At 72.3% G+C, this 14,762-nt stretch carries 12 protein-coding genes; 6 read left to right on the forward strand and 6 right to left on the reverse strand.

The window, feature by feature from the left end; translation table 11 throughout:
* Positions 1–246: 246 nt before the first annotated feature.
* The 3 genes from ACIRL2_RS17535 to ACIRL2_RS17545 all read right to left on the reverse strand — a co-directional run bounded on the left by ACIRL2_RS17535 (position 247) and on the right by ACIRL2_RS17545 (position 3,226).
* Positions 247–1,104: a ketose-bisphosphate aldolase gene (locus tag ACIRL2_RS17535; protein ID WP_395863841.1), complete on the reverse strand. Its 858-nt coding sequence runs from the start codon at positions 1,102–1,104 to the stop codon at positions 247–249.
* 216 nt (positions 1,105–1,320) lie between these two features.
* Positions 1,321–2,253: a 1-phosphofructokinase family hexose kinase gene (locus ACIRL2_RS17540; RefSeq protein WP_402232994.1), complete on the reverse strand. Its 933-nt coding sequence runs from the start codon at positions 2,251–2,253 to the stop codon at positions 1,321–1,323.
* Between the two features lie 82 nt (positions 2,254–2,335).
* Positions 2,336–3,226: an SIS domain-containing protein gene (locus tag ACIRL2_RS17545; protein ID WP_395863837.1), complete on the reverse strand. Its 891-nt coding sequence runs from the start codon at positions 3,224–3,226 to the stop codon at positions 2,336–2,338.
* Between the two features lie 343 nt (positions 3,227–3,569).
* Between ACIRL2_RS17545 and ACIRL2_RS17550 the strand changes: the two genes are divergently transcribed.
* Positions 3,570–5,120 carry an acyl-CoA carboxylase subunit beta gene (locus ACIRL2_RS17550; RefSeq protein ID WP_402232996.1) on the forward strand — a complete coding sequence of 517 codons (1,551 nt, stop codon included), beginning with the start codon at positions 3,570–3,572 and terminating at the stop codon, positions 5,118–5,120.
* A gap of 61 nt (positions 5,121–5,181) precedes the next feature.
* The gene (locus ACIRL2_RS17555; RefSeq protein ID WP_395863833.1) at positions 5,182–6,051 is read left to right on the forward strand and encodes an AraC family transcriptional regulator; all 870 of its coding nucleotides are present in this window, start codon (positions 5,182–5,184) and stop codon (positions 6,049–6,051) included.
* A 5-nt stretch (positions 6,052–6,056) separates the two neighbouring features.
* Here ACIRL2_RS17555 and ACIRL2_RS17560 read toward each other — a convergent pair whose 3' ends face one another.
* Positions 6,057–6,476 (reverse strand): VOC family protein, encoded by a 420-nt coding sequence (locus ACIRL2_RS17560; RefSeq protein ID WP_402232999.1) that lies wholly within the window; start codon positions 6,474–6,476, stop codon positions 6,057–6,059.
* A gap of 179 nt (positions 6,477–6,655) precedes the next feature.
* Between ACIRL2_RS17560 and ACIRL2_RS17565 the strand changes: the two genes are divergently transcribed.
* Positions 6,656–7,510, forward strand: coding sequence for an NAD(P)H-binding protein (locus tag ACIRL2_RS17565; RefSeq protein WP_402233002.1), 855 nt, complete (start codon positions 6,656–6,658; stop codon positions 7,508–7,510).
* Between the two features lie 1,045 nt (positions 7,511–8,555).
* Positions 8,556–10,070, forward strand: coding sequence for an RNA polymerase sigma factor (locus tag ACIRL2_RS17570; protein ID WP_395863827.1), 1,515 nt, complete (start codon positions 8,556–8,558; stop codon positions 10,068–10,070).
* 101 nt (positions 10,071–10,171) lie between these two features.
* Here ACIRL2_RS17570 and aspS read toward each other — a convergent pair whose 3' ends face one another.
* Entirely contained in the window at positions 10,172–11,479 is a 1,308-nt protein-coding gene (gene aspS / locus ACIRL2_RS17575; RefSeq protein WP_395863825.1) for an aspartate--tRNA(Asn) ligase, read from the reverse strand.
* 375 nt (positions 11,480–11,854) lie between these two features.
* Between aspS and ACIRL2_RS17580 the strand changes: the two genes are divergently transcribed.
* The gene (locus ACIRL2_RS17580) at positions 11,855–12,694 is read left to right on the forward strand and encodes an SAM-dependent methyltransferase (RefSeq protein ID WP_395863823.1); all 840 of its coding nucleotides are present in this window, start codon (positions 11,855–11,857) and stop codon (positions 12,692–12,694) included.
* 12 nt (positions 12,695–12,706) lie between these two features.
* On the opposite strand, the gene ACIRL2_RS17585 is transcribed toward ACIRL2_RS17580, so the two are convergent.
* The gene (locus ACIRL2_RS17585; RefSeq protein ID WP_402233007.1) at positions 12,707–13,249 is read right to left on the reverse strand and encodes a carboxymuconolactone decarboxylase family protein; all 543 of its coding nucleotides are present in this window, start codon (positions 13,247–13,249) and stop codon (positions 12,707–12,709) included.
* A gap of 46 nt (positions 13,250–13,295) precedes the next feature.
* Here ACIRL2_RS17585 and ACIRL2_RS17590 point away from each other — a divergent pair, with 46 nt between their 5' ends.
* Positions 13,296–14,726, forward strand: a complete 1,431-nt coding sequence (locus ACIRL2_RS17590; RefSeq protein WP_395863819.1) for a PLP-dependent aminotransferase family protein — start codon at positions 13,296–13,298, stop codon at positions 14,724–14,726.
* Positions 14,727–14,762: the final 36 nt, after the last annotated feature.

Genomic DNA, 14,762 nt, shown 5'->3' on the forward strand with positions numbered 1-14,762 from the left:
CCGGACGGCAACCGTCCACGCGAACCCCACCAGCCCGTCCGGCGCTTGAGGACAACCCGAAACCCACCCGGCCGCCCCGCGAACCGCACCGACCCGGCAACGAGCCACCCTCCGCAGCCGCAGACCAAAACGCGGGCAAACCAATCAGCCCGTCCGGCGCTTGAGGACAACCCAAGGCCCCCCACCGCGGACGGCAACCGTCCACGCGAACCCCACCAGCCCGTCCGGCGTTTGAGGACAAAGGCGCTAGACCGCGCCGGTGATCACCCGCAAGAGCCCACCGACCGCATCCACCATCGCCGACCGCGCAGCGACCAGCGCCGGCCGCGGATCGGCCTTCCCCGGCTCGGCGACCAGCCGCGACCGCAGCGTGCCGGTGTAGGCGATGTTCAGCGCCGTGCCCACGTTGATCTTCGTCATCCCCGCACCCACCGCCCGCCGCAGCTCCGCGTCCGGCACCCCCGAGGACCCGTGCAACACCAGCGGCACGTCCACCGCCGCGCGCAACCGCGCGATCAGGTCGTGGTCGAGCGTGGCGGTACGGTCCAGCATCGCGTGACTGCTGCCGACCGCCACGGCCAACGCGTCGACCCCGGTCGCCCGCACGTACGCGGCGGCCTCGTCCGGATCCGTGCGAGCCCCCGGCGCGTGCGCGTCGAGCGCGGGATGGCCCGGCTTTCCGCCGACCTCGCCGAGCTCGGCCTCCAGGCTGATCCCGCGATCGTGCGCCCAGGCCACCGCGTCCGAAGTGGCCGCCACGTTCTCCGCGTAGGCGAGCCGCGACGCGTCGAACATGACCGAGCTGATCCCGGTCCCCTCGGTGGCCGTCAGCAGATCCACCGACTCGACGTGGTCCAGGTGCAACGCGACCGGTACGGCCGCCTCCTCCGCGAGCGCCCGGCACGCCGCCGCGAACGGACCCAGCCGCCCACGCCGAAACTTGACGGCGTTCTCGCTGATCGCCACCACGACCGGCAGTCCCGCCTCCTCCGCCGCGATCAGCACCGCCTCGGCGTGTTCCAGCGTGATCACGTTGAACGCGGCCACCCCGACCCCGTCCGCACGCGCCGCGTCGGTCAATATCCCCGTCGAGGTCAACGGCATGTCATCTCTCCTCGTGAACGATCCCGACAACAACCGGCCCCGAGCACCCCGGCACCCGAACACCCAAACCCACACCGGCACCGGCACCGGCACCGGCACCGGCACCCATACCGGCACCCAAAAGACGCGCACTCACACCCGCGCCACCCCACCCCACCGCGCGCAAGCCGACCGCACACCCACCGGCCCGCGTCCCGGCCACCCCGCGGCGCGGCCTCATCGCGGCGGCTCCACCACATCGACCCGCACCCTCGGCAGCCAGGTCCGGTACAACTCGCCGTCCACGTCGCCCGCCATCGGCGCCGCCACCGCCGCCGCCGACAGCGCCACCGCGTCCCGCAACCGGTCCGGCCACGGTCCGCCCTCGGCCAACCCGCGTGCCAGCGCCGCCACGGCCGCGTCACCCGCGCCGGTGGCGTTGCCGCGTACCGAGGTGGGTGGCGTCGCCCGCCACCAGCCCTCGTCGGTCCCGGCGAGCATGCCCTCCGGACCGAACGAGGCGACCACCGCCGTCCCGGCCCGCGCCGTCCCCGCCAGCCGCGCGACCGCCCGCAGCGGATCCGCCTCACCCGTCACCGCGAGCAACTCGTCCGCGTTCGGCTTGACCACGTCCGGCCCGGCCGCGACACCGGCCGACAACGCCGGCCCCGAGGCGTCCAGCAGCACCGGCACCCCCGCGGCCCGAGCGAGCGTCACCAACTCCGCGTAGCCGCTCGCCGAAACGCCCGGCGGCAGACTCCCGGACAACACCAACACCGAGGCGTCCGGCAGCAGTTCGGCCGTGGCCGCGACCACCAGAGCCCATTCCCGCGCGGTCCGCGCGGGCCCGAGTTCGTTGAGCGACGTCGCGCCGCCCGAGTCGGTCTCCACGATCGTCGTGGTGCAGCGCGTCTCGCCCTCCACCGGCACCGCCGTCAACGCGATGTCCGCCGCCGCGAGGTCGGCCCGTATTCGCTCACCCGTGGCACCGCCCAACGGGGCCACCGCGGTGACGGCGACGCCGAGCGAGCGCAGCACGCGTGCGACGTTGACGCCCTTGCCGCCGGCCCGTCCCTCGACCGACGCCGGCCGGTTCGCGCCGTGTCGGATCATGCGTTCCAGGTGGTAGGTGACATCCCAGGCCGGATTCGGCGTCACCGTGACGATCACAACGCCCTCCGCCCGACGGACCCGACGGACCCGACGGACCCGTCCCGAGGCCCGCCGTCGACACCCGCGCCGACCGTGTCCCTCACGACGCGTCCAGCACCACGGACCGGGTGAGGTGCCGCGGCTCGTCCGGGTTCAGGCCGCGGCTCTCCGCGATCGCGACCGCGAGCTTCTGCACCCGGACCAGCTCCGCCATCGGGTCGAGCGCTCCGGCCACGAACGTGCCACCGGTGGCCGCGACCTGCTCGGCCAGGCCCTCGGGTACCGGCCCGAACACCCAGGTGACCCGGTTCGGCGCGGCGATGCTGATCGGCCCGTGCCGGTACTCCATCACCGGGTAGCTCTCCGTCCACGCCCCGGCGGCCTCGCGCATCTTCAGCGCGGCCTCCGCCGCGAGCCCGACCGACCAGCCCGAGCCCAGGAAGGTGAACTGCTCCGCGCCCACGAACTCCGGCTCGGGCAGCCACGCGACGGCCTCCTTCGCGTCCCGTACGGCCCCGTCCAGGTCCGCGCCGACGTGCGCCCGCAGCAGCGCGAGGGCGGTGGTGGCGAACCGGGTCTGCACGACCGAACGCTCGTCGGCGAAGTCGAGCATCACGAGTTCGTCCGCCGCGGTCACGATCGGCGTCCCGGGCGTGCCGGTGATCGCGGTGGTGGCGACCGTGCCCCGGATCTCCGCCAGCAGCCGCAGTACCTCGGTGGTGGTGCCGGAGCGGGTCAACGCGATGACCCGGTCGTAGTCCCGTACGCCCGGGAACTCCGAGGCCGCGAACGCGTCGGTGACGCCGAGCCCGGCCCGCTCGCGCAGCACCGCGTACGCCTGGCCGATGAACCACGAGGTTCCGCATCCGACGATCGCGACCCGCTCACCGGGGCTCGGTAGTCCGGCGCAGTCCGCGGCCAGCGCGGCGGCACGCGCCCACAGATCGGGCTGAGTGGCGATCTCGGCAGTGGTGTGGTTCACGGTCGTCATGACGCTCCCGGGTCCTGGCGCGCAGCACCGCGCGGACTGCGCACTGCTGCACTCGCATGCTTGAAACTATTCATTTGATAGCAGTTTCACGCACGAATGAGCAATGCCGCTCAGCATGATGAGGTCCGATTCACCCGGATTCGATCTGAAATATCCACCACGCTCGTGCCGCGCACCCGGCGACTTCGGCCCTGTCGCCCGCACGCGACCGCCGCTACATTGGCCCGGCTCAGGCGGCCCGGCCCACCCGGCCGGCGCCACGAGCCCACAGCCCGCAGCCCGCAGCCCGCAGCCCGCAGCCCACGCCCCACACACCCGCCCCGCCCCACCCGACGGGAGATCCGTGCACACCGAAGGACGTCCCGCCCCCGACAACCGGACCGCCTGGCAAACGCTGCTCGCCGATCTGGAGGAGCACCGAACCCGGTCACGAGCCATGGGCGGCCCGGCGAAGGTCGCGCGCCACACGGTCGCCGCCCCCGGCCGGATGTCCGCCCGGGCCCGGGTCGCGGCCCTCCTCGACGACGACTCGTTCGCGGAACTGGGCACGCTCACCGGCGGCGCGGACATCCCCGCCGACGCGTTCGTGGCCGGTTCGGGGCTGCTGGACGGCCGCCCGGTGTTCGTGGGCGCCGAGGACTTCACCGTGCAGGGCGGCTCGATCGGCCCCGGCGCCGCCGCCAAGCGGGCCCGGCTCGTCCGGCTGGCCGGTCAGGAACGCGCGCCGCTGGTGACCCTGCTCGAGGGCGCCGGCCACCGGGCGGGCAACGCGCTCGCCGGCCACACGGCCACGCCCAACGACCTCCAGGCCCTGGCCGACCTCGCCGGACTGGTCCCCACCGTCGCGATCGTGCACGGCCCGTCCGCCGGGCACGGCGCGCTCACCGCGCCGCTGTCCGATTTCGTGATCATGGTGGAAGGCACCGGAGCGCTCTTCACCGCCGGCCCACCCCTGGTCGAGGCCGCCACCGGCGAGCGGGTGGACAAGCACACCCTCGGCGGCAGCGGGGTGCACTGCGTAGTCAGCGGCGTCGCGCACAACGCCGTTCGCGACGACGCGGCGGCGCTGCGCCTGGCCCGCCGCTACCTCTCCTACTTCCCGTCACACGCCTGGCAACATCCGCCGTACGCGGGAGCGGACTCGGGCAACACCGACACCGCCCCGCGAGCCACCGAGGCGCTCCTGGACCTGATCCCGCCGGACCCGCGCCGGCCGTACGACGTCAAGACCGTGCTGGCCGAGGTCTTCGACGCGGGCACACTCCTGGAACTGCAGCCGGCCTACGGCGCCTCGATCGTCACCGCGCTCGCCCGTCTCGGCGGCCACGCGGTCGCGGTCCTGGCGAACCAACCCGCGGTCCGGGCGGGCACCATCGACGCGGACGCCGCCGACAAGGCCGCCCGCTTCCTGTCCGTCGCGGGCGCGTTCCACCTGCCGGTGGTCTTCCTCGCGGACAACCCCGGCGTCCTGGCCGGCACCGCCGCCGAGCGTTCGGGTGTGTTGCGCGCCGCGGCCCGACTGTTCGCCGCCCAGCACCGCCTGCGCGTTCCGAAGCTGCACCTGACGGTGCGCAAGGCGTTCGGCTTCGGCAGTTCGGTGATGGCCATGAACCCGTTCGACGCGCAGACCGTGTCGTACGCGCTGCCGGGCGTCACCCTCGGCGGCATCCCGGCCGCCGCGGGCGCCGCCGCCGCGAAGCAGGACGCGGACACCACCCGCCGGCTCACCGCGAACGAGGCGAGCGGCCCGTGGCGCTCGGCGAACGCGCTGTCCTACGACGACGTGATCGCACCGACCGAGGTCCGCGACGCCCTGCTCACCGGCCTGACCCGCGCCCGAGCCCGACTGACCGGCCCGATCGAACCGGACCGCCGCCCCGGCTACCTGCCCTAGAGAGACGTGTCTTGAGGACACGCCCTGGGAGCGCTCCGGAGCCAGGACCTAGGCTCGCCACATGGACGGTTTGGGTGACCTGCTGCGCGGGATCAGGGCCGACGACGCGCTCTTCGACCGACGGGCGCTGCCCCCGGGGACTTCCGTACGGATCACCTCCGGCGCGCCGTTGACCCTGTGCACGGTGGTGCGCGGCAGCGGCCGACTCGTCCCCGAGGACGGCCCCTCCCTCCCGCTGCGCCCGGGTGACGCCGCCCTGGTCCGGGGTCCCGCGCCGTTCACGTTCGTCGCCGACGCGCGCCCGGGGCACGAGACGGGGACGGACTCGGACCCGGACGACGGGGCCTTCGCCGAGTTGCTCTGCGGCTCCTACCGCGCGCACGCCGACATCGGCCGTCGCCTGCCCGCCGCGCTCCCCCAAACCTTGGTCGTCCCCGACGACCAGGGTTGCGAGGCGGTGTTGGGCTTCGTCTCCGCCGAGGTCGCCGCCGACCGGCCGGGCCAGAGCTTCGTCCTGGACCGGCTGCTCGACTGGATGCTGGTCTGTACGCTCCGCGCCTGGTTCGACCGCCCCGAGGCGCATCCGCCCGCGTGGTACCTGGCCCTGGCCGACCCCGTCGTCGGCACCGCTCTGCGCGCGGTCCACGACGCCCCGGCCCGGCCGTGGACGATCGCCGCCCTGGCCGCCGAGGCGGGCGTCTCCCGCACCTCCCTCGCCGAGCGCTTCACCGCCCGGGTCGGCACGCCGCCGCTCACCTACCTGACCGAGTGGCGGATGGCCCTGGCCGCCGAATTGCTCACCGAACCGGACGCCACGGTCGCCGCCGTGGCCCGCCGGGTCGGCTACGCCGACCCGTTCGCCTTCAGCACCGCCTTCAAGCGCGTCCGCGGCCTGAGCCCCACCGCCTACCGCACGACCCACGCGGCGTAACGCCGCTATCGGGGCAGTTGCTCGAACATCCAGCGATGTCCCTCGGGGTCGGCGACGGTGTAGGCGCGCCCGTGCCCGGTGTCGCGCGGCGGCGCCAACACGGTCGCGCCCGCGTCGCGGGCCACGGCGAAGTGCGCGTCCAGGTCGGCGACGTAGACGTGCACGCCGTCCACCACGTAGGGCACGGACAACCACTTGTCCGCGTCCGCGCAGGTCTCGGCGTGCCGCCGGGGCGAGCGGTAGTCGGGCGTCGGCTCGGCGAGCATGATCAGCCCGCCCTCCGGGGTGGCCACCTCACCGTGGCCCACCGAACCGTCCGGCATCATGATCCGAGTCACCTCCCGGAAGCCGAACGCCCGACTCAGCCAGTCCAGCGCGGCGGCGGCGTCCTGGTAGGAGATCATCGGCGTGACGGTCTGCGACATGGTCGACTCCTTCGATCGTGCGATGCTCGCGCTTCCGAGTCTGCTCGCGCCGGGCGCGCCGGTCTTGGACGAACGGGAACAGGCGTGCCCCGACCCCACCCGGTCGCCCCGGACGTACGCACATGTCCCCCGGTTTCTCGCCCATGTCGGCCGGGCCCGGCCCGGATCAAGCTGGACGCATGACGGAAACCACGCAGTTCCCCATCCTCGTTCTCGGCGGCACCGGCAAGACCGGCAGCCGGGTGGTCACCGCGCTCCGCGCCCGCGGCGCCGCCGTGCGTGTCGCCTCCCGCTCCGCCGAGCAGCGCTTCGACTGGACCGACGACCGCACCTGGGGCCCCGCGCTGGCCGGCGTCTCCGCCGTCTACCTGGTGCCCCTGGACGGTGTCCCGACCGGTCCGGCCTTCGTCCGCCGAGCGGCCGACGCCGGGGTCGAGCGCATCGTGCTGCTCTCCGCGCGCGGCACCGACGTCCCCGGCTACTTCGCCGCCGACGACCCCGGCAACCAGGCTCGCCTCGACCTGGAGGCGGCCCTGCGCGCCTCGGGCATCGCATGGACGATCCTGCGTCCGGGCTGGTTCGCGCAGAACTTCAGCGAGGGCTTCTTCCGCGACGAGGTGCGCGCCGGCGAGTTGACGCTGCCGACCGGCGCCGCGTCGGTGTCCTTCGTCGACACCGAGGACATCGCCGCCGTCGCGGTGGCCGCCCTGCTCGACCCCGGCCACGCCGGCGAGACGTACGAGTTGTCCGGGCCCCGGGCGGTGACCTTCGACGAGGCCCTCGCCGAGATCGCCGCCGCGACCGGCCGGCAGGCCCGCTACGTCCCGGTCGACCCGGCCGGGTACACCGCCGAGCTGATCGCCCGGGGCCTGCCCGAACTCGACGCGACCATGTGGGCGTCGGCCCTGAACAGCATCCATCGCGGCCTGGAGGCCAAGATCTCCGACGGCGTGCAGCGCGCGCTGGGCCGCCCCGCCCGCGACTTCACCGACTTCGTCCGCGCGGCGGCCCCGACCGGCGTCTGGTCTGCCTGACCCCACGGCCGGACCGCCCGGCCCGCACCGACCCGACACCGCGCCGGACCCGATGCCGCGATGGGCGGCCGACGACTCGAACAGAGCCGTCGGCCGCCCATCGGCACGCGCGCGCCCGGCCCGGCCCCGGCCGGCTGCGGGACGGCAGGCCCGCCGGCCCGCAGCTAACCCGCCCGATGATCGAATTCACCACCCGTTTGCGCACCCGTATATCGATCCACCGATCACTCGCGCGTCATCCACGCGCGTCATCTTCCGCACGGCCCACTATTCCGCGCGTCGGACTCCCGATCACCGCGCCGAATCGATCTCGCGCGGCCGCACTTCGATTGTCGTATCGATTAGCCGAATAGTGTGCGACGAAGATCGCGGCGGAGATCCTTTACCGCGTCGACACGTCCGCCCTATCCCGCCGATCGTCATCGCACAACCGCGCCCGCCGTCACTCGGATAGCCGAAGAAATCACACACCGCGCACCGCTATTTCCGCGCCGCGTCCGCCGCCCGCACGCATTACCGCCGACCCGACCGAGGAAATCCCGCCCGCCGCTTTCCGCGGGTCCCGCCGGCGGCCCGGCCGCGGCGCCCCGAGGAGCCGGCCCGGGCACCCGCACCGCACCGAGGAGGTCCGCCCCGTGCGTAACGCGCCGGCAGGCGGGCATTCTCAAGACAGGTTCAGGACCGCACGACCGACGCCGATGCCCGACCCGATCCGCACCACCACGAGAAAATTCGACCCCGCAGCATCGGCACTCGGATATCGTCGATCCCCGGCCACGGCAGTGTCGTCGGGCCCGGAACCCCGGGCTCACCGGCGCGACCACGCAGATCAGCGGGCCGTCCCGCACACTGGGGAACCCACAGCTCGAAGCCCCTGCGGACCGACGTGACCCAGGTCACGCTCGCGGAGGCGTAACACTTGTACCGATCGGAGCGATGCCTTGAGTGGCGCCGGCAGCGCCGACGGATCCGGTCCCGCGGATGCGTCATCGATTCGGTGTAGTTGCGGCGCCGCAGCATGCCCGCGTGAACCGAGAGGTTATTTGTGACCCCGAGCTCGTCCAGCACGCTTCCCAACAGAATCGCCGAATCGGAATCTCTGGTGGCGCTCATCGAGCGTGGCCGTGCCGAAGGATCGATTACCGGCGAGGACATACGCCGAGCCTTCGAAACCGATGCCATCCCTGCGACGCAGTGGAAGAGCATCCTCCGTAGCCTCAACGAGGTCCTCGATGAGGCCGGTGTGACCTTGACCGTCAACCCGGTCAAAGAGACCCAACGGAGAGACGTAGCCACAACTCGGCGATCTGTCAAGAAGACGCTATCCACGCGCTCAACCCGTGTCAAGAACACAGAGACCTTGCCCGCGCAAGTCACGCCCGCGGCAACGGAATCGGGAGAGTCCGTCGTGGAATCTGCTCCGAAGCCGAAGAAGGCCGCAGCCAAGAAGAAGGCCGCGGCCAAGAAGACCACCACCACCGAGACGACCGCCGTCGAGTCGCCCGCCCCCAAGGACGGCGACGAGGCACTGGTCGAAGAGGACCTGTTCGACGAGCCCGCCGAGGCGGCGGCTCCCGAGGTCGGTCCGAGCGGCTTCGTCCTCACCACGGACGAGGACGACGCACCGCAGCAGCAGGTCACCACGCCGGGTGCCACCGCGGACCCGGTCAAGGACTACCTGCGGCTGATCGGCAAGGTCTCGCTGCTCAACGCCGAGCAGGAGGTGTCGATCGCCAAGCGCATCGAGGCCGGCCTGTTCGCGTTGGAGAAGCTGGACTCCGAGCCCGGCCTGACCCCGCAGTTCCGGCACGAACTCGAACTCGTCGCCGAGGACGGCAAGCGTGCCAAGAACCACCTTCTGGAGGCCAACCTCCGCCTGGTGGTCTCGCTGGCGAAGCGCTACACGGGTCGCGGCATGCTCTTCCTGGACCTCATTCAGGAGGGCAACGTCGGTCTCATTCGTGCGGTCGAGAAGTTCGACTACACGAAGGGCTTCAAGTTCTCCACGTACGCCACCTGGTGGATTCGCCAGGCGATCACCCGGGCCATGGCCGACCAGGCGCGGACCATCCGCATCCCGGTCCACATGGTCGAGGTGATCAACAAGCTGGCCCGCGTGCAGCGCCAGATGCTCCAGGACCTGGGCCGCGAGCCCACCCCGGAGGAGCTGGCCAAGGAACTCGACATGACCCCGGAGAAGGTCGTCGAGGTGCAGAAGTACGGCCGCGAGCCGATCTCCCTGCACACCCCCCTCGGCGAGGAGGGCGACAGCGAGTTCGGTGACCTCATCGAGGACACCGAGGCGATCCGGCCGGCCGACGCGGTCAGCTTCACGCTGCTCCAGGAACAGCTCCACTCGGTCCTGGACACCCTCGCCGAGCGCGAGGCCGGCGTGATCTCGATGCGCTTCGGGCTCACCGACGGTCAGCCCAAGACGCTCGACGAGATCGGCAAGGTCTACGGGGTCACCCGTGAGCGGATCCGCCAGATCGAGTCGAAGACCATGTCGAAGCTGCGCCACCCGTCCCGCTCCCAGGTGCTGCGCGACTACCTGGATTAGGCAGCAGGACCCCGGGTACGGACGGACCGCCACACCGGCGGCCTCCGTCCGTACCCGGCGCCACACCTTCCGTGCCACGCCCCGGCGTCGCCGTCAGGGCGTCAGGGCGTCAGCCGATGCGGACCGCGGAAGAGGAACGTCGCGTCCCGGATCGACGGCAGGTCCAGGAGCAGCATCAGCAGTCGGCCCAGCCCCAGGCCCAGACCGCCGTGCGGCGGGATGCCGTAGCGGAAGCAGTCCAGGTAGGACGCGAGCGGTGCCGCGTCCAGGCCCTTCTCGCGCAGTTGGGCGAGCAGTCTTTCGTGACGGTGCTCGCGCTGCGCGCCCGTGGTGATCTCGACGCCCTTCCACAGCAGGTCGAAGCTCTCGGTGAGCGTGGGGTCGTCGTCCGGACGCAGGTGGTAGAACGGCCGGATCCCGGCCGGGAAGCGGGTCACGAAGACGAACTCGTGCCCGGTCTCCGCCGCGATCGACGCGGACAGCGCGCGTTCGCCCTCCGGGTCCAGGTCGACCCGGGTACCGGTCGGGTCCCACCCCTCGGCCCGCAGTCGGCGCAGCGCGTCGGCCATCGTGATCCGCGGGAACGGCAACTCGGGGACGGTCACCTCGACGCCGAGGAGTGCTTCGATCGACGCCCCGTGCACGGACCGGACGTCGTCCAGTACCGCCCGCAACAACCGCTCCTCGAAGGCCATCACGTCCTCGACCCCGTCGATCCAGGCCAGTTCGGCGTCGACGCCGGTGAACTCGGTGGCGTGCCGGGACGTGTAGGACGGCTCGGCGCGGAAGACCGGGCCGATCTCGAAGACCTTGTCGATGCCGGCCGCGATCGCCATCTGCTTGTAGAACTGTGGCGACTGGGCCAGGTAGGCCGGGCGGCCGAAGTAGTCGACGGTGAACACCTCGGCGCCGGATTCGGACGCGGTGCCCATCAGCTTGGGTGTGTGCAGCTCGGTGAAGCCCTCCGCCGCGGTGACCCGACGCATCGCCTGTTCGACGGTGCTCTGCACGTCGAGCACCAGCCGTCGGTCGGGGCGCCGGAGGTCGAGGAATCGCCAGTCGAGTCGACGGTCCGGGCCGGTGTGGGCGTCGATCGGCAGCCCGGGTTCGGCCCGCGAGAGGATCTCGACCCGCTCGGGAAGCAGTTCCAAAGCGCCGAGTCGGACCACGTCGTTGGCCACGACCCGGCCGGTGATCCGGACCGCCGACTCGGGGGTGACCTGCTCGAAGGCGGCCTCGATCGGGTCGTCGGCGCCGACGCGGCGGTGGGTGACCTGGACCCGACCGGTGTGGTCGCGCACCACGACGAACTGCATGCGGCGCTGCCGGCGCAATGTGTCGACCCACCCGTGGACGGTGACCCTCTCGTCGAGATGTTCGGACAGGTCGCGGACGAGGGCGCGCGGCATGGCGGCAACTCCCTTGGTTGCGGGCGCGTTGGTCGCGCCGGGTACGGCGGGTGGTAGACGGCCACCCGAGGAGATCGTCAGCGTAGGTGGCCGGGTCGGCGGTGTCGCCGGATTAAACGGCGGCGGGAGGCACGGGGTGGAGCGGGGGCGAGGCAACGCCGGCCGGCCGCCGGGCACCGGGCCCGCCGCGCCACAGCCTGCGATCGGGCCTGCGCGGGCGACCCGACAGGGCGGTACATCTGCCGACTTGTCCGCCCGTGTGGGCACCAACTGCCGTTTGCAGCACGGGGATTGATGACCAGCCGCGTTACCTGCGGTTTACCATCGGCGGTGTGCCGCACCACCCCCAACCGGCGGCCGCGAGGTGTCGAGATCATGACCGAGAACGCTGGAGACCGAGTGTGGTCGACGGAGCCCGCCGGTGAGCGACCGCCGCCGGGCATCGATGTCAACGTGCCGAGCGTCGCGCGCATCTACGACTTCCTGATCGGCGGGAAGGACAACTACGCCGCCGACCGCGAGGTGGCCCGCAAGTTGATCGCGGTGGCGCCCGATCTCGAACACGACGCCGGCGCCCATCGACGGATCCTGCACCGGGGCGTGCGCTTCCTGGTCGAACAGGGCATCCGCCAGTTCGTCGACATCGGATCGGGTCTGCCCACCGCGCAGAACACCCATCAGGTCGCCCAGGCGATCGCGGCTGAGACCACCGTGGTCTACGTCGACAACGACCCGATCGTGCTCGCGCACGGTCGCGCGCTGCTCGCCGAGAACGACCGCACCACGGTGATCACCGCCGACCTGCGCGAGCCCGAGTCGATCCTGAAGAACCCGGACCTGCTGCGCCTGATCGACTTCGATCGGCCGATCGCGTTGATGCTGCTGGGCGTGATCCACCACATCAACGACGACGAGGATCCGGCCGGGCTGGTGCGCACCTACCTCGACGCGTTGCCGTCCGGGAGTTGGCTGTTCCTGACCCACTTCCTGCACAGCGGCCCGGAGTCGGAGCAGTTGGAGCGGGTCATGCAGGGCTCGCACAAGAGCGGGCGCTTCCGCGAGCGCGAGGAGATCGCGGCCTACCTGGAGGGTCTGGAGACGGCCGACCCGGGCCTGGTCTACATCGACCTGTGGCGGCCCGAGGAGCCGGTGGACGAGGCGACCCTCTCGGTCACCCAGCGCCTGGTCCTGGGCGCGGTGGCCCGCAAGCCGTAGCCGGGGCGGTCGTCACCGCTTCGCGCGCTGGTCGGTGCCGGCGAGCTTGCCGGTGCCGATCGCGATCCGGTTCCAGGTGTTGACGGCGAGGATCAGGGCCATCAGGTGGGCCAGTTCGCCTTCGTCGAATCGGTCTGCGGCCCGGGCGTAGACGTGGCCCGGGACGCCGTCGGCGGCGACCAGGGTCAGCGCCTCGGTCAGCGCGAGGGCGGCCCGTTCCCGCTCGGTGAAGAAGTGCGCGGCCTCGCGCCAGAGCGCGACCAGGGCCAGGCGTTCGTCGTTCGCGCCCGCGTTGTGCGCGTCGGTCCAGTGCATGTGCAGGCAGTACGCGCAGCCGTTGAGCTGCGAGACGCGGATCTGGACCAGTTCGACCAGCGCGGGGTCCAGTCCCTCCCGAGCGGCGGCGTCGAAACCGATCAGGGCCTTGAACACCTTGGGTACGGCGCGGGCGAAGTCGACGCGGCGGGCCTCGGGATCGGGGTGGGAAGGGGGTTCGGGGGCGGCCTCGGTGGGCCGTTCGGTGCGGTGCTCGCTGCTCATGTCGACGAAGCTCATGTGACGAAGGTAGGCGCGAAAGAGACCTGGTATAGGGTGCAGTTCCATGTCGGAAGACGAGGTCAATTCCGCCGAGTGGAGCGGCCGTGACCTGCATCTGGAGTTGTCCGGTACGGGCAGCCGGCGGGCGGTGCTGATCGGGGCGATCCGGACGGCGATCCGCACCGGTCGGCTGGCACCGGACACGCCGCTGCCGCCGTACCGGTCACTCGCCGCCGATCTGGGCATCGCCCGGAACACGGTCGCCGACGCGTACGCCGAGCTGGTTGCGGAAGGCTGGCTGACGGCGCGTCAGGGCTCCGGGACCCGGGTCGCCCGGCGGGTCGAACCGCTCGCCGCGCCGCGCCGCCGCGCCCGCACCGAACTGCCCGCGCGGTCCGCCGGCTCGACCCACAATCTGCGCCAGGGGCAGCCGGACGCGGCGTCCTTCCCACGTACCGCGTGGGTCGCGTCCGCCCGCCGGGCGCTGAACGCCGCGCCGAACGAGGCGTTCGGACCCGGCGATCCGCAGGGGCGTCCGGAGTTGCGGGCCGCGCTGACCGATTACCTCGCGCGGGTGCGCGGGGTGCGTACCCATCCGGATCGCATCGTGATCTGCTCCGGCTTCGCGCACGCGTTGCGGCTGCTGTTCGCCGGTGTGCTGCGCGGGCCGGCCGCCGTGGAGTCGTACGGGCTCGCCTTCCACCGCTCGATCCTGGACGCGGCATCGATCCGCACGCTGCCCCTGGACATCGACGAACAGGGCGCCGACACCGACGCTTTGGCCGCGCGGGCGAACGCGCGCGTGGCCGTGCTGACGCCGGCTCACCAATTCCCCACCGGCGGCCCGTTGTCGCCCGAGCGACGGGTCGCCGTGCTGGACTGGGCACGGGCCCGGGGCGGGATCGTGCTGGAGGACGACTACGACGGCGAGTTCCGCTACGACCGGCGTCCGGTGGGCGCGGTCCAGGGCATGGATCCGGACCGCGTGGTGTACGTGGGCTCGGTCAGCAAGAGCCTGTCCCCCGCGATCCGGCTCGGCTGGATGGTGTTGCCCGAGCACCTGGTCGACGACGTCCTGGCGGTGAAGGGCCTGCGCGAGGCGTGGGCCGGTGTCACCGATCAGCTCACCCTCGCCGACTTCATCGAGGGCGGCCACTACGACCGGCACATCCGCCGGATGCGCCGGCGCTATCGCGCCCGCCGGGACCATCTGCTCGCCGCGTTGGCCGAACACGCCCCGCACGTCACCGCGACCGGCATCGCCGCCGGCCTGCACGCCGTGCTGCGCCTGCCGCCCGGCACCGAGTCCGCCGCGGTCAAGGCCGCCACCTGGCAGGGCCTGGCCCTCGACGGCCTGGCCGCCTTCCGCCACCCGGACGCGACGGGCTCGGCTCCGGACGGCCTGGTGGTCGGCTACGCGACGCCCCCGGACCACGCGTACCCGGCGGCGGTGGAGGCGCTGTGCCGGTCACTGCCGCCGGCGGAGGGCGAGTAGGGCGGACTTCGGGCGCGGGCGGCGCCGCGCTTCGGG

It is taken from the genome of Embleya sp. NPDC127516, from assembly GCF_044765325.1.
Classification (GTDB): Bacteria; Actinomycetota; Actinomycetes; order Streptomycetales; family Streptomycetaceae; genus Embleya.